Source organism: Shuttleworthella sp. MSX8B (assembly GCF_000524295.1).
In the GTDB taxonomy this organism is placed as follows: domain Bacteria; phylum Bacillota; class Clostridia; order Lachnospirales; family Lachnospiraceae; genus Shuttleworthia; species Shuttleworthia satelles.
The window spans coordinates 1-18,401 of the sequence record NZ_JAQT01000027.1 but is presented as its reverse complement, the minus strand read 5'-3'; the positions used below and the strand labels follow the sequence as shown (position 1 = coordinate 18,401).

General features: G+C 50.5%; 16 protein-coding genes. 15 read left to right on the top strand and 1 reads right to left on the bottom strand.

The window, feature by feature from the left end:
- Window positions 1–9: 9 nt before the first annotated feature.
- The 10 genes from argS to HMPREF1508_RS10215 all read left to right on the top strand — a co-directional run bounded on the left by argS (window position 10) and on the right by HMPREF1508_RS10215 (window position 10,333).
- Window positions 10–1,776, top strand: a complete 1,767-nt coding sequence (argS, locus tag HMPREF1508_RS06410; RefSeq protein ID WP_044960501.1) for an arginine--tRNA ligase — start codon at window positions 10–12, stop codon at window positions 1,774–1,776.
- 188 nt (window positions 1,777–1,964) lie between these two features.
- Complete coding sequence (locus HMPREF1508_RS06405; protein ID WP_044960498.1) at window positions 1,965–3,140, top strand: CobW family GTP-binding protein; 1,176 nt, start codon at window positions 1,965–1,967, stop codon at window positions 3,138–3,140.
- Between the two features lie 98 nt (window positions 3,141–3,238).
- Window positions 3,239–4,198, top strand: a complete 960-nt coding sequence (locus HMPREF1508_RS06400) for a TIGR03943 family putative permease subunit (RefSeq protein ID WP_044960495.1) — start codon at window positions 3,239–3,241, stop codon at window positions 4,196–4,198.
- Window positions 4,199–4,464: 266 nt separating this feature from the next.
- Window positions 4,465–5,355: a sulfide/dihydroorotate dehydrogenase-like FAD/NAD-binding protein gene (locus tag HMPREF1508_RS06395; RefSeq protein ID WP_044960493.1), complete on the top strand. Its 891-nt coding sequence runs from the start codon at window positions 4,465–4,467 to the stop codon at window positions 5,353–5,355.
- Window positions 5,355–6,746 (top strand): NADPH-dependent glutamate synthase, encoded by a 1,392-nt coding sequence (gltA, locus tag HMPREF1508_RS06390; RefSeq protein WP_044960491.1) that lies wholly within the window; start codon window positions 5,355–5,357, stop codon window positions 6,744–6,746. Before HMPREF1508_RS06395 ends, gltA begins: the two co-directional genes overlap by 1 nt.
- Before the next feature lie 7 nt (window positions 6,747–6,753).
- Window positions 6,754–7,830 carry an SseB family protein gene (locus HMPREF1508_RS06385; RefSeq protein ID WP_006905385.1) on the top strand — a complete coding sequence of 359 codons (1,077 nt, stop codon included), beginning with the start codon at window positions 6,754–6,756 and terminating at the stop codon, window positions 7,828–7,830.
- A 31-nt stretch (window positions 7,831–7,861) separates the two neighbouring features.
- On the top strand, window positions 7,862–8,662 hold the full coding sequence (locus tag HMPREF1508_RS06380) for an AzlC family ABC transporter permease (RefSeq protein ID WP_044960587.1): 801 nt from the start codon (window positions 7,862–7,864) through the stop codon (window positions 8,660–8,662).
- Window positions 8,662–8,994, top strand: coding sequence for an AzlD domain-containing protein (locus tag HMPREF1508_RS06375; protein ID WP_044960488.1), 333 nt, complete (start codon window positions 8,662–8,664; stop codon window positions 8,992–8,994). Before HMPREF1508_RS06380 ends, HMPREF1508_RS06375 begins: the two co-directional genes overlap by 1 nt.
- Window positions 8,995–9,162: 168 nt before the next feature.
- Window positions 9,163–9,957, top strand: a complete 795-nt coding sequence (locus HMPREF1508_RS06370; protein WP_006905382.1) for an SDR family NAD(P)-dependent oxidoreductase — start codon at window positions 9,163–9,165, stop codon at window positions 9,955–9,957.
- Window positions 9,958–10,087: 130 nt separating this feature from the next.
- Window positions 10,088–10,333 carry a hypothetical protein gene (locus tag HMPREF1508_RS10215; RefSeq protein ID WP_156923195.1) on the top strand — a complete coding sequence of 82 codons (246 nt, stop codon included), beginning with the start codon at window positions 10,088–10,090 and terminating at the stop codon, window positions 10,331–10,333.
- Window positions 10,334–10,479: 146 nt separating this feature from the next.
- Here the strand turns inward: HMPREF1508_RS10215 and HMPREF1508_RS06365 are convergent, their stop codons facing one another.
- Window positions 10,480–11,754 carry a chloride channel protein gene (locus HMPREF1508_RS06365; RefSeq protein WP_044960485.1) on the bottom strand — a complete coding sequence of 425 codons (1,275 nt, stop codon included), beginning with the start codon at window positions 11,752–11,754 and terminating at the stop codon, window positions 10,480–10,482.
- Window positions 11,755–12,169: 415 nt separating this feature from the next.
- Here HMPREF1508_RS06365 and argC point away from each other — a divergent pair, with 415 nt between their 5' ends.
- The 5 genes from argC to HMPREF1508_RS06340 all read left to right on the top strand — a co-directional run bounded on the left by argC (window position 12,170) and on the right by HMPREF1508_RS06340 (window position 17,898).
- Window positions 12,170–13,105, top strand: coding sequence for an N-acetyl-gamma-glutamyl-phosphate reductase (gene argC / locus HMPREF1508_RS06360; protein WP_044960483.1), 936 nt, complete (start codon window positions 12,170–12,172; stop codon window positions 13,103–13,105).
- A gap of 102 nt (window positions 13,106–13,207) precedes the next feature.
- Window positions 13,208–13,993: an endonuclease III domain-containing protein gene (locus HMPREF1508_RS06355; protein ID WP_084640271.1), complete on the top strand. Its 786-nt coding sequence runs from the start codon at window positions 13,208–13,210 to the stop codon at window positions 13,991–13,993.
- Between the two features lie 699 nt (window positions 13,994–14,692).
- A complete protein-coding gene (locus HMPREF1508_RS06350; RefSeq protein WP_330360275.1) occupies window positions 14,693–15,226 on the top strand; it encodes a PadR family transcriptional regulator in 534 nt (177 codons plus the stop codon).
- Window positions 15,227–15,241: 15 nt separating this feature from the next.
- On the top strand, window positions 15,242–16,948 hold the full coding sequence (locus HMPREF1508_RS06345; protein ID WP_006906919.1) for an ABC-ATPase domain-containing protein: 1,707 nt from the start codon (window positions 15,242–15,244) through the stop codon (window positions 16,946–16,948).
- 329 nt (window positions 16,949–17,277) lie between these two features.
- Window positions 17,278–17,898, top strand: coding sequence for a class I SAM-dependent methyltransferase (locus HMPREF1508_RS06340; protein WP_044960478.1), 621 nt, complete (start codon window positions 17,278–17,280; stop codon window positions 17,896–17,898).
- Window positions 17,899–18,401: the final 503 nt, after the last annotated feature.

Below are 18,401 nucleotides of genomic sequence, written 5' to 3'. Positions count from 1 at the left end.
GGATGATCTATGCAAGAACTTCTTGAACTGATTAGCGAGCGGGTCGCGAACGCCTTTGAGGCGGCCGGATATGACCGCAAGCTTGGCCGGGTGACCGTATCCAACCGACCGGACCTGTGCGAATACCAGTGCAACGGCGCTATGGCGGGGGCTAAAACCTACCACAAGGCCCCCTTTATGATCGCGGATGAAATAGCGGACCGCCTGTCTGGCGATGAGATGTTTGCGTCTGTAGAATCCGTCAAGCCGGGCTTTCTCAACATCAGGATTTCTGGGGACTTTCTGGCGGACTATGCCAATCAGATGGCGGCAGATCAGGAGCGCCTGGGCCTTGAGAAGGAGAGGAATCCCAGAAGCATTATTATCGATTATGGCGGGCCAAATGTGGCGAAACCCCTGCATGTGGGACATTTGCGCAGCGCCATCATCGGCGAGGCAGTCAAGCGGATTGCCCGTTTCGCGGGCAATCAGGTCCTGGGGGATATTCATCTGGGAGACTGGGGTCTGCAGATGGGCCTGATTATCACGGAGCTGCGTGAGCGCAAGCCGGACCTGGTCTACTTCGACGCGGATTATCAGGGGGCCTACCCTGAGGAGGCGCCATTTACCATCTCGGAGTTGGAGGAGATCTACCCCTGCGCCTCAGGCAAGTCCAAGGAGGATGAGGGCTATCACGCCGCTGCCATGCAGGCGACCAATGAACTGCAGCAGGGGAGAAGGGGTTATCAGGCTCTTCTGGAACACATTCTTCGTGTCTCTGTCAGCGATTTAAAGAAGAACTATGAGAAGCTGTCAGTCAGCTTCGATCTCTGGATGGGAGAGTCCGATGCTCAGCCCTATATTCCGGCTATGGTAGAGAAAATGAAGAGGGATGGATTCGCCTATCTCTCCGAGGGGGCCCTGGTCGTCGATGTGGCGGAGGAGTCAGACACAAAGGAGATGCCTCCCTGTATGATTCTGAAGTCGGATGGCTCAGCGCTCTACAACACGACAGACCTGGCCACCCTGGTTATGCGGGAGGAACGCTATCAGCCCGATGAGATCATCTATGTGGTGGATAAGCGCCAGGAGCTCCATTTTACCCAGTGCTTCCGCGTGGCCAGAAAGACGAAAATTGTCCCCCCGGAGACCGGGCTGGTATTCCTGGGCTTTGGAACCATGAACGGCAGGGATGGAAAGCCCTTTAAGACCAGAGACGGCGGGGTCATGCGCCTTGAGAATCTGCTCGCCGACGTCAACGCAAAAATGCTGGAGAAGATCCTGGAGGGCGGTCATATGCAGAAAGAGGAGGCCGGCAGGACGGCGGAGATCGTCGGTCTGGCCGCCTTAAAATACGGGGATCTCTCGAACCAGGCCTCCAAGGACTATGTGTTCGATCTGGACCGCTTTACTTCCGCGGAGGGTAACACCGGCCCTTATATTCTCTATACCATTGTGCGCATCAAGTCGATTTTAAAGCGCTATGAGGAGGAGAATTCCTTGGAGGGCCTTCGCGTTCTGCCTCCGGCTTCGCCCAGCGAAAAGGATCTGATGCAGCTGGCGGCCCGTTTCGGAGATAACTTCAGGACTGCCTATGAGGAGCTGGCGCCCCACAAGTTATGCGCCTATATCTATGAGCTCTCCAATGCCTTCAACCGTTTTTATCACGAGACGAAAATTCTGTCTGAGGAGGATGAGGAGAAAAAGTCCTCCTGGATTGCCCTGCTCTCACTGACAAAGAGGATCCTTGAGAAGAGCATCGACCTCCTGGGATTTGCGGCGCCGGAGCGCATGTAAAGATTAAGACACTTGACAGAGGTGATAGGATAGAAGTATAGATTAGCCACCAGAGGTTCTGGTGGCTAACTTGATGGAGCACAACTTATCTGCCAACTCCGCGATAGGCGGACGCAGAGAGCTGACGAAGAGGAGAGCGAACAGCCTGCTTGTCGCTGCGTGTTCTCCTTCCTGAGAAAGGAAGAAAAATGGCTAAGACCAAAATTGATATTATTTCCGGATTTTTGGGAGCGGGCAAGACGACCTTCATGAAGAAGCTGATCGGCGACGCCTTAAAGGATGAGAAGGTCGTTATTGTTGAGAATGAGTTCGGTGAGATCGGCATCGACTCCGGTTTTCTCAAGGAGACAGGCATCACCGTGTCTGAGATTAACGGCGGTTGCGTTTGCTGTACGCTGGTCGGCGACTTTACAGCGAATCTGAGAGAAGTTATTGAGACCTATCACCCGGACCGGATTCTCGTGGAGCCCTCCGGTGTGGCCAAGCTGTCGGACGTTATGGTATCTGTCATGGAAGTGGCGGAGACCATGGATTGTCAGATGGGAGCCCTGGTGACCGTGATCAATGCGCTCAAGGCCTCCAAGCAGCTCAAGGCCTTCGGGGAATTCTTTATTGACCAGATTGAGCACGCGACGACGATCGTTCTCTCCCGCAGTCAGAAGGCCAGTCCCGAGCAGCTGGAGTTCTGCACCAGACAGATTCAGGAGCATAATCCCAAGGCTACAGTAATTACCACACCCTGGGATCAGCTGACCGGCAAGGTGCTTTTGTCCGCGATTGAAGGTAAGGATTCCCTGGAGGTACAGGCCCTGGCATCCTTGCATCATGAGCAGGAGGAGGCAGAACACCATCATCATGATCACGAGCACGGAGAGGGCCATGCTTGCTGCCACCATGATCACGATCATGAACATGAGGAAGGCCATAGCTGTCACCACGATCACGAGCATGGAGAGGGCCATGCTTGCTGCCATCATGATCACGACCATGAACATGAGGAAGGCCATGGCTGTCACCACGATCACGAGCATGGGGAGAGCCACGGCTGTTGCCATCATGACCACGGGCACGGTCACCATCATGCGGATGATATATTTACGACCTGGGGAAAGGAGACACCGCATGTCTTCGCCCGGGAGACGATTGAAAATGCCATGAGGGCTTTTGCAAAGACCGAGGACTATGGCTACATTGTCCGGTCCAAGGGGATTGTGCCCTGTGAAGACGGTACCTGGCTCTATTTTGACCTGGTCGACGGGGAGTATGAGATCAGGACCGGTGAGCCAGATTATACCGGACGTCTGGTTGTGATCGGCACGGATGTCAGGGAAGAGAAGCTGGAGGAAGTCTTCGGTCTCGTATGATCGGTCTCGCATGAGATGACAGTTTGGGCAGAGAAAAGAATCTGAAGAGTCTGGGCCAAAAAGGCCAAAGAAATGTGTTCTGAGAGAGGAGAGCCCATATGGCGACAGAAATTCCCGTTTATTTTTTCAGCGGATTCATGGATTCCGGAAAGACCAGCCTGATCCGAGAGACCCTTTTTGAGAACAACTTCACGGAGAACGGAAGCCGCCTCCTTTTGATCGCCTGTGAGGATGGAGATGAGGAGTATGACGAGGCAAAGCTGGCGTCAATTGGCGGGGAGCTGGTCTGGATTGAGAAGGAAGAAGATTTCACCTATGAGAAGTTGGTGGAATTGAATGCTCAGTACCGGCCTGATCTGGTTTTTATCGAGTACAACGGAACCTGGGAGACAGGTCCCGTCTATGAGATGCGGCTGCCCGCGGGATGGATCATCGTACAGTCTCTTGCGACAGTGGACGCGGGGACTTTTGAGATGTACCAGCTGAATATGCGGGCTATGATCATGGAACAGCTCTTTCATGCCGATGTTGTGATCTTCAACCGCTGTGACGACAAGACCCCAAAGACCAAGTTTCGGGCAGCGGTCAAGGCCGTAAACCGCAAGGCCCAGCTGGTCTATGAGCGGGCGGACGGCAGTGTGGATGAGGCAGAAGAGGCTCTTCCCTTTGATCTCAACGCCGATCCTCTGGAGATCACCGATGCCGACTACGCGCTCTGGTTTATGGACTGCATGGACCATCCCGACAAGTATGACGGAAAGAGGGTGCATTTCACGGCCCTGGTCTATAATCCCCAGGAGGGAGAGGGCAGGAACCGGAGAAATGTCTTCGTGCCCGGCCGCTTTGCCATGACCTGCTGTATTGAAGACGTTCAGTTTCTGGGCATGAAAGCAAAGTATGACAAGGCTTATGAGATTCAACACAAGTCATGGATCGATTTGACAGCGGAAATCAGGTATGAGTTCGCCAAAGAGTATTCCGGCAAGGGTCCGGTTCTCTATCCCGTCTCAATTAAATCGGCAGACAGGCCTGAGGACGAGCTGGTTTACTTTTCTTAATCCGGATCTTATGATCGCCCCGGGCAGGAAGCTCATTCGATGGCGAATCAGGAAGAATAAAAGGAACGGAAGATCAGGAGAGTTCGTGAGAAATGACGGGCTCTCTTTTTATGACACTTTTCATATTGTCCTCGAAAAAGTGGGCAAAGTCAGCCGCAATCCGTAGATAATGAGGGGCTGAAATGGTATCCTTATGGCTGACGGCAGCACGCCGTTGTTGGCACAGGTATCCCCATTTTACCCGGGGATCATTTGGGAGGAAAACTATGTATCAGATCCTGAGTAAGGCAAAGCTTGCCGACAAGATCTTTGAGATGGTGGTCAGGGCGCCCCGTGTGGCACACAAATGCCTGCCGGGCCAGTTCATCATCGCCAAGATTGACGAGACAGGAGAGCGCATTCCCCTGACGATCTGCGACTATGACCGCGAAGAGGGGACCATCACCATCGTCTTTCAGACAGTGGGCGCTTCGACGGAGCGCATGTCCTTTCTGGAAGCAGGAGAGGCATTTGAGGACTTCATTGGTCCTCTGGGTCGTCCCTCGGTTCTCTGTCTGGAGGGGAATCTCGACAAGACAAGAGAGAAGAAGATCGTATTTATCTGCGGCGGCGTCGGAACGGCGCCTATTTATCCCCAGGTCAAGTGGCTCAAGGAGCATGGGATTCCCGCAACCGTTATCATGGGCTCCCGCAACAAGGATCTTCTCTTCTATGTGGACAACATGAAGGAGGTCGCGGAACACCTCTATGTCTGCACGGATGACGGCTCCTACGGTTTTCACGGGATGGGAACCAATCAGCTGCAGGCCCTCTGGGATCAGGGAGACCGCTTCGATCACTGCGTTGCCATCGGCCCTATGATCATGATGAAATTCGTCTGCAAGCTGACTGCGGAGCTCGGCATTCACACGGAGGTTTCCATGAACCCCATTATGGTGGACGGAACCGGTATGTGCGGGGCCTGCCGTATTTTGGTTGGAGATGAAGTTAAGTTTGCCTGTGTGGACGGGCCCGAGTTTGACGGCCACAAGGTAGACTGGGATGCGGCTATGGTGCGCCAGCAGCAGTATAAGACGGCAGAGGGCAGGGCCATGCTTGCCCTTAAGGAAGGCAAGACACATCACGGCGGCTGCGGCAATTGCGGAGGTGACAGATAATGGCACAGGATATGATGGTAAGAGTGCCGATCGCCGAGCAGGAGCCGGCGGTTCGCGCTAAGAATTTTGAAGAGGTATGTCTGGGTTACACAGAAGAAGAGGCGATCCTTGAGGCTAATCGCTGCCTCAACTGCAAGAATCCCCGCTGTGTGGCAGGCTGCCCTGTGAGTATCAATATTCCTGCTTTCATCCAGGAGATCAAGGCGGGAGACGCTGCAGCGGCTTATCGGACGATTTCACTGTCCTCGGCCCTGCCCGCTGTCTGCGGCCGCGTCTGTCCCCAGGAGACCCAGTGCGAGGGCGTCTGTGTCCGGGGCATCAAGGGTCAGCCTGTGGCAATTGGCAAGCTAGAGCGCTACGCCGCGGATACTGCCGCCGCCCGGGGGATTATGCCAGAGAATCACTCCAAGCCCAATGGGCATAAGGTCGCTGTGATCGGGGCGGGCCCTGCCGGTCTGACCTGTGCCGGAGATCTGGCTAAGATGGGCTATGACGTCACGATTTTTGAGGCCCTGCACAGGGCCGGCGGCGTGCTTGTCTATGGGATCCCGGAATTCCGTCTGCCCAAGGACAAGGTGGTTCGTCACGAGGTGGAGAACGTCAAGGCACTGGGCGTCAAAATCGAGGAGAATGTCGTCATCGGGCGTTCTGTTACCATTGACGAGCTGATGGAAGAAGAGGGCTTTGAGGCGGTATTCATCGGATCCGGCGCGGGTCTTCCACGCTTCATGGGAATTCCCGGGGAGCAGGCCAACGGGGTCTTCTCGGCCAATGAGTTTTTGACTCGCAACAACCTGATGAAGGCCTACGATGATGACTACGATACCCCCATTTCCCGGGGGAAAAAGGTTGTTGTGGTCGGAGGCGGCAACGTGGCCATGGACGCGGCCCGCACGGCCCTTCGCCTGGGCGCTGAGGTGCATGTGGTCTATCGCCGCTCTGAGGAGGAGCTTCCGGCCCGCGCGGAGGAAGTGCACCACGCGAAGGAAGAGGGGATCATCTTTGACCTCCTTCAGAATCCCACGGAAATTCTGGTCGATGAAAAGGGCTGGGTCAAGGGATGTCGGATTATCAAAATGGAACTGGGTGAGCCGGATGAGTCCGGCCGCCGTCGTCCCGTTGAAATTCCGGGCTCTGAGTATGAAATCAACTGTGACACGGTGATTATGTCTCTGGGAACCTCTCCAAACCCCCTCATTTCCCATACAACCAAGGGGCTGGAGACCAACCGTCGCGGCTGTATTGTGACGGAGGGTGAGTTCGGGGCAACCACCAAGGAAGCGGTTTACGCGGGCGGAGACGCGGTGACCGGAGCAGCTACCGTCATTCTGGCCATGGGCGCCGGCAAGGAAGCCGCGAAGGGTATCGATCAATACTTTAAGAATAAGTGAGTGTAAAATGGCAATTCGGATTAAGGATCGTCTCAAGGCTCTGGCCATTGACGACCATAAGACATTGGATATCATTCGGGCTTTTTCCGACCGCGGCGACAGGGAGACCTTCCTTGCCATGCTGGATCAATTTGCGGGAATCGATATGATCTCACCTTCGACTGTGGACGACGAGGGGAATGCGCACCCGGTCTTTTTGCAGGACGAGCAGAAGGCCTTCTGGCTGCCTCTGTATACCTCCGTCAATTCGCTTCCCTCCGGGGATGGGGCGCCAAAGTCAGACGCTCTGACCAAAGTGCCATTCCTGGGGGCCTGCCAGTTGACTATGCAGGCAAAGATTGCCGGGATTATTGTCAATCCCTTTTCAGAGAAGATCGTTTTGCAGAAGATTCTGATCGAAAAGATTCTCTCTGTCTCCCGGGGCGAGAGCAGCTACGACGAGGAGGACATGAACTTCCGTACAGATAAGGGAGAGCCGATACAGGAGGGGAAGGTCACACGGGCAGATGAGGAGCAAGAGGAAGAGGAAATCGTCATCGAAGTGACGGTGACAAAGCCTGATGGATCTACAAATCAGCAGGCCATGACAGAGAGCCAGTTCAACTATTTCATGCGTCAGCAGGTTGACCTTGGCCTTCTGGCAAAAGCTTTTTTGGAGGATCCGCAGGATAGCATCCGGCATTTTACGGAGGGCGGGGTGAAAGCTATCGATGCCTTCTACGAGTCCTGCTATCGCCTGCAGGGGGGAGAGCGCTTCTACCCCTACCTCCTGGAGGACTTTGATTCAATGGCCCTGACCGTGGGAGAGGATCTGGATATTGTCCGCATTGACATGCCGCAGAAGTATCTGATCGTCCCCTGTGCCAAGAGCGTCTTTTTGACCTGGGATCGGAAGAAGAAGGTCGGCCGATATTTCTCTGTCGAGATCGGAAAGACCCTGTCTCAGAGCCCTCTGTCCGAGGTGACCGCCGTCGGAGATCAGGGGATCTCCTTCCACCATGAGGTCCTCCTGGAGCATGTGGAGGACAGCGCGGAGTTGTCGGCGGTCGTTGATATTCTGCGTCCCGGTCAGGGAGAAGACTGAGGTGGAAGCCTTGAATCGAGAGAACTTTCGAATGGGGATGCGTGATGGCATCCCCATTGCTTTAGGATATTTTGCCGTGTCCTTTGCCTTTGGCATGACGGCGGTCGCCGATGGAATGCGGGGAATGGACGCGGTGATCATATCGGCGACCAATGTCACCTCGGCCGGCCAGTTTGCCGGTCTGGGAATTATTCTGGGAGACGGGAGTTACCTGGAAATCCTTTTGAGCCAGCTGGTCATCAACCTGCGCTACATGCTCATGTCCTTCTCCCTGGCTCAGCGGATGGAGCCGGACGCTCCCCTGTATAAGCGCCTTCTCATGTCCTTCGGTGTGACGGATGAAATATTTGGGATTTCGATCACCAGACCCGGATACGTAAGGCCGGACTTTCACCTGGGAGCCATGGCGGTGGCGATTCCCGGCTGGGTGCTGGGAACCGCCACAGGCGCCGTCATGGGCAAGCTTCTGCCGGCCATGATTCTCTCCGCTTTATCTGTGGCTATTTACGGCATGTTTCTCGCGATTATTATTCCTCCGATGGAGAAGGATCATTCGCTTTTAGGACTTGTTCTGGCGGCCATGAGTCTTTCGGCCGCTCTGGCCTACGGGCCTGAGCTTCTGGAAGGTGCACTGGGGCTGGTATCCGGGCTGCTTCCCAGGCTTTCCTCCGGGACGAGCGTCATTATCGTCACTGTTTTTGCCGCTGCTCTCTTTGCCTGGATCCGTCCCCTGCCCCAGGAGGAAGCCGACGCCGACGCTGCGGAGGAGGGCAGAGAAAAAGTGCCTGCTGATTCGACAGGGAACGGCGGAGAAAAAGGGAGGAAAAAGTGATGAGACACAGTATCTATATCTACATTCTACTAATGGCCCTCGTCACCTATGCCATTCGCGCGCTTCCGATTCTGGCTTTTACCAGGGAGATTCGAAGCCCCTTCTTCAAGTCCTTTCTCTACTATGTCCCCTACGCGGCGCTTGCGTCCATGACCTTTCCCGCTATTTTGACAGCGACCGCTTCGCCGATCTCAGGCCTGCTCGCATTCGTCGTGGCCCTCTGGATGGCCTATCGGAAGAAGAGTCTGCTCCTGGTGGCCCTGTCAGCCTGCGGGGTAGTCTTCCTCGCGGAGAGGGGAATGGATCTTGCCAGGGCAATGCAGCTGATCTGAGACAAAGAGAATGCATCGGTTCTGAGACAAAGAGAATTTATCTGATCTGAAATATAAAATAGTTATCTGGCGCCAGGCAGAGAATCGTTCCATACAATTTGGTTGAATCCTGTCTGATTCAGGGTACAATGGAGATCAGAAAAGGGAGATGACAGGAGGGGTAAAAATATGAGGAGAAGGACAAAGAGAATTGCTCTGATCACAGGGGCCTCTTCCGGTCTGGGGGCGGAATTTGCCAGACAGATCGATCAATCCGAGGAGAGGATCGATGAGATCTGGCTTCTGGCCAGACGAGAAGACCGCCTCAGGGAGGTCGCGCAGAGCCTGAAGAAGGCCTGCCGCCTAGTTCCCATGGATCTGACCAAAGAGGAGAATCTGGATGCGCTTGAGATGATGCTTGCGGCGGACCAGGTGCGGATCGGTCTTCTGATTAATTGTGCCGGCTTCGGAAAGATCGGGTCTTATGCCAGTGTCGACCGTCATCAGGCGGCCAGGATGATCGACCTCAACTGCAAGGCGGCCGTCGCCGTCAGTCAGCTGGCCCTGGACTTCATGGAGGAGGGGGACCGGATCTTGGAGATTGTCTCTGCCTCCGCCTTTCTGCCCCTTCCGGGGCTCAATGTCTATGCTGCAAGCAAGGCCTTCCTCTACGCCTACGCGAGAGCCCTGCGCAAGGAACTGGAGCCGAGGCACATTGCAGTGACGGCGGTTTGTCCCTACTGGATTAAGGACACCGAGTTCATTGACGGGGCAAAGAGTACAGAGAGTCCGGATTCCGATCTGGTGATCCGATCCTTTCCCATGTCGTCAAGAGCCAGGAGGGTTGTCAGGGATGCTCTGTGGGCCAGCCGCAAGGGTTTAGCCCTGTCTTGCTCCGGTCTTCCCGCGACGATGATGCATCTGCTCTTGCCCCTGCTTCCGACGGAAGCGGTTCTTAACTTGTGGATGAAGACGGTCAAGTAAATCAATCAATTGAGATGGAGATGTTCAGCCGCTGTGTCCTGTAAAACATATTGTTGACACAAAAATTCGCACATGCTAACATCCGAATTAGAGGGAAACAGAACCGCAAAATAAACTATGGAGGAAGGACATGAAAAAGTATCAGCATAGAATTGCTTTTATTCTTATGGGACTATGCCTCCTGTCGCGTCCGCTAGTGATCATAATATGTTATCTCATACGATTGGATCTATCCGGTTCTGAGGGAGCAATGCTCATTTCAGAATATGCTGCAAGCATTCGCTTTTTCTGCCTTCTGGCGATTCTCTATTTGATTTTTGCTCATCCCTTAGAAGACTTATGGGAGGAAGATGAGGAGGATGCCCAGGAAGACTAGCCGGCGTATTGCAATTTGAATCAGTCAGGTTTGATGAATCAGCATCAGCTCCTGTGTCCCGTAAGATAGGGATCAGGGGCTGATGTTTCCTTTTGCCCGGCAGACGCTTGCTCTAAGCACTCAATTTGACATCTGCCCGAAGCATTCTATTTGGCATCTGTATTGATGTAGTTGCTCCGGTACTTGGAGTAGACGATCTTCTGGGCGGAGTAGAGACCGTAGTAACTGGAGGCGGCATAGGAAATGGCGATGGCCAGGACATAGTAGGGCAGGCCGCGGATTCCGAAGAGTTCAATGCAGAGGATGATTGAGGTGATGGGAGAGTTGGTGACCCCGCAGAAGAGGGCTCCGACTGCAACGGAAGAGCACAGGGCGGGAGAAAAGCCGACCAGACTGCCGAAAGCGTAACCCAGGGCAGATCCGATGAAGAGGGTGGGGACGATCTCTCCGCCCTTGTAGCCCGCGGCCAGGGAGAGGGCGGTGAAGAGGATCTTGAGGAGAAAGCTGTACCAGAGAAGGTCCGGCGCGTTTCCCGCGGCGGCGGCGGCAATGCTGTCAATACCAAGGCCATTATAGGTGGGCTTGCCGACCAGGAGGGTTAAAAGCAGGAGAATTGCACCAAGAAGGACGGCGCGAAGATAGCGGTTGGCAAGGAGGCGCTCAGACCAGACCTCAACCTTGCGGAAGCTGACGCACTCCAGAATGGAGACGAATCCGGCGATGACAGCCAGGCCTAGGACAGGAAGAGCGCTGGCGAGAGTAAATTCGGGGATATTTCCCAGCGGATAGCCCGCGTTTGGGATGCGGAAGAAGAAAATGGCAATGCCTCTTGCCACGAAAGAGGCGACAACGCAGGGGACCAGGGCGGCATAGTGCATGATGCCGACAGAGACGACCTCCATGGCGAAGATGGCGGCGGCGACCGGGGTCCCGAAGACAGCGGAGAAGACAGCCGACATGCCGCACATGATCATGACATGCTGGTTGTGTCTGGGCAGGCGAAAGGTCTTGCCGAGATTGTAACCGATGGATCCGCCCAGCTGCAGGGCCGCCCCCTCTCGTCCGACAGAAGCTCCCAGCAGGTGGGAGAAGATAGAGGAGAAAAAGATGGCGGGAATCATCCGCTTTCGGATGTGATCTCCGGACTGGATGGAAGAGATGACCAGGTTGGTTCCGATGGAGTTGTCCCCGTCAAGCAGGTGATAATAGAAGAAGATGCAGGCTCCGCCCAGGGGAAGGAGGTAGATCAGCCAGGGGTAGCTGACCCGCAGGTCTGTCGCGAGCTCAATGCCGATATCAAAAAGAGACCCGATTATCCCCGCGATGATACCGCAGATTACAGCGAAGATAATCCATTTGAGCGTGATCCAGACCCTGTCCAGATGGATGTGAACAGCTTTCTGCAGATGATCTCGATTCATACGGTCCTCCCTCAACGACATGGCAAATGACAGGGAAAGAGACTGTGGTATCTCCAAGCACAGTCTCCCGGTCATTCCTGTATCCAGTATAAAAAGAAGGGAAAATAACTGCAAGTCGAGCCCGGGAGAAAAATGCACAGGCCCGGGAGGAAACTGCAAGTCGAGCCCGGGAGAAAAATGTGCTAGAATAAAAGACGTGCACAATCGAATTTTCCGCAGGCAGGAAAGACGATTGTAAAAATAGAGTTAGAGAAAAAGGACAGATCAAATGAGTGAAGTACATTCAGAGGAGGCAAAAAACGGATTTCTGCCGGGCGCAGGATTTCAGATCTGTAGTATTATTCGTTTGATTTCAGGTCATAGCATCTTTGCGGAGCAGATATTCCATTGTTGATATATCGAAGGAGGGACGAGCTTGAAGACGAAGGTATATATTGATGGGCAGAGCGGAACGACAGGCCTGCAGATCTATGATCGTATCGGGGCCAGAGAGGACCTCGACCTGCTTCGTATCGATGAGGACAAGCGGCATGATATGGAAGAGAGGCGCAGGCTCTTAAATGCGGCCGACATCGTTTTTCTCTGCCTTCCGGACGAGGGGGCGAGAGAAGCGGTTTCTCTGATTGAAAACGACAGGGTGCGTGTGATTGACGCATCGACCGCGCACAGGACGGATCCGGGCTGGGTCTATGGGTTTCCGGAGCTGTCGAGAGAGCAGAGAGAGAAGATTGCTGGGGCAAGGAGGCTGGCAAATCCGGGCTGTCATGCCACAGGCCTGATTGCCGGGACAGCCCCCCTGATTCGTATGGGAATTCTGCCTGCGGATTACCCTCTGACCTGTTATTCTCTGACCGGCTATACCGGCGGAGGCAAGAAGATGATTGAAGCCTATGAGGCGAAGAACAGGGATGAGAGTCTGTCTGCTCCCGGTCTCTATGGACTGGATTTAAGGCATAAGCATCTGCCGGAGATGAAGGCAGTCACGGGTTTGATCTATGATCCGGTTTTTCTGCCGGTGGTGGACGACTATGTGCAGGGAATGGCATCCACTCTTTTGCTGCAAAACCGACTCCTGCATGGAAGACCGTCAGCCGCAGAGGTCTGCCAGCGGCTGGCAGATTACTACAGGAACGAGCACTTTGTGAGGGTTCGCCCCTATGAGAAGAAGCCGGATACGATCTATGCCAATCATCTGGCCGGGACCAATCACCTGGAGCTGATCGTCGGGGGAGGAGAGGAGCAGACTTTTGTGACGGCTCTCTTTGACAACCTGGGCAAGGGAGCCTCCGGTGCGGCCGTGCAGAATATGAACATTATGCTGGGCCTGGATGAAACTCTGGGATTGGAGTGAGTTCATCAGACAGGAAAAAGCGTGGAGAGCGGAAATTTGGGAAGCTGAGCAGACACAAATGAAGCAGACAAGAATTGAGAGACAATTGTTAAGAGAGCGTATATGAGAGCAGATCAGGATGCAAAGAGACAGGGAGAAGAGATAAAAAAGGGGACCAAGGTGAAAAGCCAGGGCCTTGGGAAGAGAAAAAAAGCGGATCATAAGAAGGGACTGACTCCTGCCCAGAAGAGAGATCTGGATCGAAGAAGGGAACTGGCCTTGACCTGTATTGATCGCTTAAAGAGGATCTATCCGGATACCAGGACGACCTTGACCTTCGCGGATGCCTGGCAGCTTCTGATCAGTCTGCGTCTTGCAGCCCAGTGCACGGACAAGCGGGTGGATCAGGTGACCCCCGGGCTCTATGCGGTCTATCCGACGATTGAGGCGATCAGCCAGGCGCCGGTGGAGGCGATCGAGAAGATCGTGCATCCCTGTGGTCTTGGGCCCTCCAAGGCCAGAGATATCAAGGCCTGTATGACGATGCTGCATGAGGTCTATCAGGACCGGGTGCCTGACACAATGGAAGAACTGCTCCGTCTGCCCGGCGTGGGCCGAAAGTCAGCCAACCTGATTCTGGGAGATGTCTTCGGAAAGCCGGCAGTTGTGACAGATACCCACTGTATCCGTCTCTCCAATCGAATTGGCCTGGTGACAGATATCAAGGAACCGGCCAAGGTGGAAAAAGAGCTCTGGAAGGTCCTGCCGGACGCGGAGGCCAACCAGTTCTGTCATCGTCTGGTGGATCATGGGAGGGCGGTCTGCATGGCCAGATCTCCTCGCTGTGAGGCGTGTATTCTCAATGATGTCTGTGTCTTCGGGCAGACCGTTCTGACAGCAGAGAAATAATCGAAAAGTTATACAATTATTCACCCGGGAAACTGTGCAAAGCGCTAAAAATACAGAAAAACGCTTTTTTGCCTAAGAAGCGATGCTATAATAGAAACAGCTAAAAAGCACCAAGTGAATAGGAGAAAGGCCTATGAACGAAACATATGTGATTTCCTTAATGATTGGCAGTTTGGTAACGGCTCTTGTGATTGGATTGGGCATTTGGTTCAACAAGCAGAATCGGGCCCACTGGAATTAGGGGGGTGAGCGTATGCTGATGGGATTTGCAGTTGTATTCATCGTTGCGGTTGGTGCTCTGGCCATGTATGACTGGGTTCGGATGACGAACAATTAGTCTTGCAATCTTTTTCATTATCTCCTTTCTTTTTTCAATAAGAATGCTCGCCTGGCGGGCATTCTTGTATATATTTATATTTTTGGCTCTATGTCAAATGTTGGGGCGGGATCCTTCGGGAGCCCGCCCTAATACTGTGTTTGGGCGGATTTAGGTGTTCCATGGTATGTCAGCATCTTTTATAGCATAACAAATAAGGTTCTACAATAAATGTTGGGGCGAATAGATGTTTCCATTCGCCCCAACATTTATTGTAGAACCGAAAAATTCATAATAGTTTTTTTAATAGGTAGAAGTGTCATATATTGACATATAAAAATATTCATTGTATTATATTCAATGTTGAATATGGAGGTGGGTTTGTGATACGTTTATTGGTGCTTTGGCTGCTGGATAACGAATCTATGTCAGGTTATGATATAAAGCAGATGTTACAAACAATGGATGCAAAAAGATGGGGAGGAGTGCTCATAGGTTCTATTTATTATGCTTTAAAAAAGCTTGAAAAGAACGGATATATCTGTGTAACGGATATGGAACAGGCACAATACAGACCGAGAGTAACTTATAGTATTACTCAAAAAGGGAAAAAATATTTGAGAACATTAATTTATGATTCGTTGACGGAGTTTTCTCTTTCTTATCCGTCATCTTTATATGCCGGGATATCATTATGTGATAAGCTGACATCCGGTGAGATTTATACCGCCTTGGAAAGTCAACTTAAAAGGCTTGATATTGAATATGAATCTGTTATGAAAGGCTGGAAAGAAAAGTGTGAAGCAATGAATAATGATGTTGCGCCTATGGTAAAGTTGGTTTTTGATAATATGTTTGCAATGATTAGGCAACAGCAGGATTTTATAAAAAAAGTATTAGAATGTTTGGAAACATGATATGGAGGTATACATTTGAAAAGTAGACAGGAACTGGAGCAGTTATTATTTTCAATAAACGGTCAGGGATATGGTGCATATAAATCTATAAAGGGAGAGTACAACTTCGGGAAATATATTCTTTCCATTGACCATGTACAAGTTGACCCGTATGCACCGCCGTCAAAAGTGCGGATTATTATGAACAGGAAAGTAACAGGTATTCCTGATGAATTACTTGATTCAAAAAGTAAAATTATTGCCGTTTCGGATTTTTTAACAAGGGAGTTTTATAAAAAAACTGAAATTTACAGTCGGAAAATAAATGCTACAGGTGGTAGCGGTATGATTGTAATTGACAGATGCGGACAGGAGATGTTGGAGAGAACTTCCGTTTTGATTAAGGATAACAGAGTTGAGGTAAGATTTGAGATAGGGCTTCCGGCAGCCGGTAGACGTGTTTTAGGAAAAGAAGCCAATCGGATTTTTTCACAAACTCTTGAAAAAATTGTAGATGCGGCATTACTGTATGAAAATATTGATCATAATGAATTGAAAAATCAGATTTCTTTAATGATCGATCAAGAGTATATAAGGGAAGAATTAAAGCGAAGAAATTTGGTTGCATTTGTTGCCGACGGATCTGTTTTGCCGCGTGAGAGCGGTGTTTCAGATAAGCCTTTGCGTGACGGGATTCCTTTTCAGAGTCCAAAAAGTTTTAAAACAGATATGGATCTTCCAAGCGGAAAGCATATATCAGGGATGGGAATTGAAAAAGGTATTACATTGATTGTAGGCGGAGGCTACCATGGCAAGTCAACACTGCTGAAAGCACTTGAACGCGGAGTATATAATCATATTTCAGGTGACGGGCGTGAAATGGTGATTACCTGTTTTGATGCGGTCAAGATTCGTGCAGAGGATGGAAGAAATGTTGAAAAAGTAAATATAAGTGCTTTTATAAATAATCTGCCGGGAAATAAGGATACACATTTATTTTCTACGGAAAATGCCAGCGGAAGCACATCACAGGCGGCAAATGTAATGGAAGCTTTAGAATCCGGAACTTCACTTATCTTGATTGATGAAGATACTTCCGCCACCAATTTTATGATATGTGACGGTCGTATGCAAAAACTGATTGCAAGAGAAAAAGAGCCTATAACACCTTTTATTGATAAAGTAAAACCTTTATATAAAGATTTGGGAGTTTCCACCATACTCATAGTGGGAGGTTGCGGAGATTACTTTGATGTTGCCGACAGAGTTATAATGATGGATGAGTATATTCCAAAGGATGTCACCGACAGAGCAAAGGAAATAGCGTCTACCGACGGATATAAAAGAGAATTTTTATCAGATAATGTTTTTGGTAAAGTAACACATCGTGTTCCTTTGAAAAAAGGATTCTCTTTGTCAGGTAAAGAAGATCGCCTGAAAGCCAAAGGCAAATATACTATTTTGTATGGATGGAACAATATAGATATTTCAGGGCTGGAGCAGCTTGTTGATGAAAGTCAGACAAATTGTATCGCCGTTATGATCGGGTTTTTAAAGAATAAAGTGATTGATGAAAAGAAGACAATTGAACAGTCACTGGATCAGATGTACAGACATATTGAAAAATCAGGATTGGATTCCATATCACCATATACAGGTCATCCCGGTAATCTTGCAATGCCAAGAAAACAGGAAGTTTTTGCGGCTATCAGCAGATATAGAGGGCTGGTTGTAAAAGGATAAACACTAACTTATACTTATTCCTAATCATCTGACCGATATAAAAACTCACCGTCAAACCGGTATAAGTTAGCGTAAAGTTTTTGTAGGAATTTGAAAATAATAGAAAAGAGGTACCCCGACGTGTTAAGGTTAAGCATCCAAACACAACCAGCGACACGAAGAAGACCTCTATGTCAGTCAGTATACCTCAGTTTGACCCCAGAAGCATCGATAGATTAATAAAAGTCTAGGAGCAGTTCTTCCGGGATCCATCCACCATGTCAGAGTTTATCCTTACAACAAGAGACGAATTCCTGATATGATCATTTATGACGAAAGGAGTGCTGACGATGTATGATAAAAGTAATAAAAAATTTTGGGATAAATTTGCCAAGCGGTATGCTGCCTTTATGAAGAAAGATAAAGGGGTTTATGATAAAGTTTGCGGATACATCCGTCCTTATCTGAATAAAGAAATGAATGTGCTCGAACTTGCCTGTGGTTCGGGACAATTGTCGTTTCGCCTTTCAAAGCACACGAAAAGTTGGATTGGAACAGACTTTTCCGAACAGATGATTCTGGAAGCGAGGAAACGTGGGGAATACGAAAACCTTACATTTGAAATAGCCGACGCAACATTATTATCTTTTGCAGATGAAGAATTTGATTGTGTCGTCATTGCCAGTGCGCTTCATATTATGCCCAGGCCAGATCAGGCAATGAAGGAAATATACAGGGTATTGAAACCGAATGGTACTTTGCTTGCTCCGACTTTTCTGTGGAAAGAGGGAAAGCAGAGAAAACTTATAAAAAGGTTGATGTCCTTTTTAGGATTTAAAATGTATCGGGAATGGAATAAAGAGCAATTTGAAGATTTTATTGAGGCATATGGTTTTTCAGTAGTTGAAATGAAATTTGTATATGGAGGTCTTGCGCCGATTGGTGTGATGATTGCTCGAAGAAGCTTTTGATAAGCCGGAGGTGAAACAGCTTCCGAAGAGGAAAGAACTGTTGAAGGGGCAATGGACGATATCCCAGTTTGACGAAGATACAATATAGAGAGCCAGGATGCCTGTAGTACCCTTTTTGTGTGCGCAGCTTGCCGTAAAGCTTGCAAGCGGAAATAGATTACGGCAGTGATAGTCACGAGTCCATTTCAACGCTTTCTCTGTGTGGGCACTGGGATAAGGTGTTTTCAGGGCGATATTTTTATAGTTTGTTTATATTTGTTTTTGGAAGCTTATCGACTTAAACACAATTTGGACACGAAATCCAACTAACATAAATACTGTCAAATGAAACCGACATTCATTTCGACATTAATCTTTTTCATAACTCCCTTTTCGTAAGTCCCCGTTCCCCGGGGACTTATTCTTTGTGCGGCTTTATTACAAGCTTTAGAGTTATAGGACAAAATGTGTTGATATAAAGCGCCTCAAACCCTTGTGTATGATATGCTCCCCATATGGTAGAC

Bases quoted from the DNA above. Each gene is read 5' to 3' on its own strand.
- HMPREF1508_RS06405 (WP_044960498.1), top strand. From the start codon at position 1,965: ATGGCTAAGACCAAAATTGATATTATTTCCGGATTTTTGGGAGCGGGC.
- HMPREF1508_RS06400 (WP_044960495.1), top strand. From the start codon at position 3,239: ATGGCGACAGAAATTCCCGTTTATTTTTTCAGCGGATTCATGGATTCC.
- HMPREF1508_RS06340 (WP_044960478.1), top strand. From the start codon at position 17,278: ATGTATGATAAAAGTAATAAAAAATTTTGGGATAAATTTGCCAAGCGG.
- argS (WP_044960501.1), top strand. From the start codon at position 10: ATGCAAGAACTTCTTGAACTGATTAGCGAGCGGGTCGCGAACGCCTTT.
- gltA (WP_044960491.1), top strand. From the start codon at position 5,355: ATGGCACAGGATATGATGGTAAGAGTGCCGATCGCCGAGCAGGAGCCG.
- HMPREF1508_RS06375 (WP_044960488.1), top strand. From the start codon at position 8,662: ATGAGACACAGTATCTATATCTACATTCTACTAATGGCCCTCGTCACC.
- HMPREF1508_RS06395 (WP_044960493.1), top strand. From the start codon at position 4,465: ATGTATCAGATCCTGAGTAAGGCAAAGCTTGCCGACAAGATCTTTGAG.
- HMPREF1508_RS06365 (WP_044960485.1), bottom strand. From the start codon at position 11,754: ATGAATCGAGATCATCTGCAGAAAGCTGTTCACATCCATCTGGACAGG.
- HMPREF1508_RS06380 (WP_044960587.1), top strand. From the start codon at position 7,862: ATGGGGATGCGTGATGGCATCCCCATTGCTTTAGGATATTTTGCCGTG.
- HMPREF1508_RS06355 (WP_084640271.1), top strand. From the start codon at position 13,208: ATGAGAGCAGATCAGGATGCAAAGAGACAGGGAGAAGAGATAAAAAAG.
- HMPREF1508_RS10215 (WP_156923195.1), top strand. From the start codon at position 10,088: ATGAAAAAGTATCAGCATAGAATTGCTTTTATTCTTATGGGACTATGC.
- HMPREF1508_RS06370 (WP_006905382.1), top strand. From the start codon at position 9,163: ATGAGGAGAAGGACAAAGAGAATTGCTCTGATCACAGGGGCCTCTTCC.
- HMPREF1508_RS06385 (WP_006905385.1), top strand. From the start codon at position 6,754: ATGGCAATTCGGATTAAGGATCGTCTCAAGGCTCTGGCCATTGACGAC.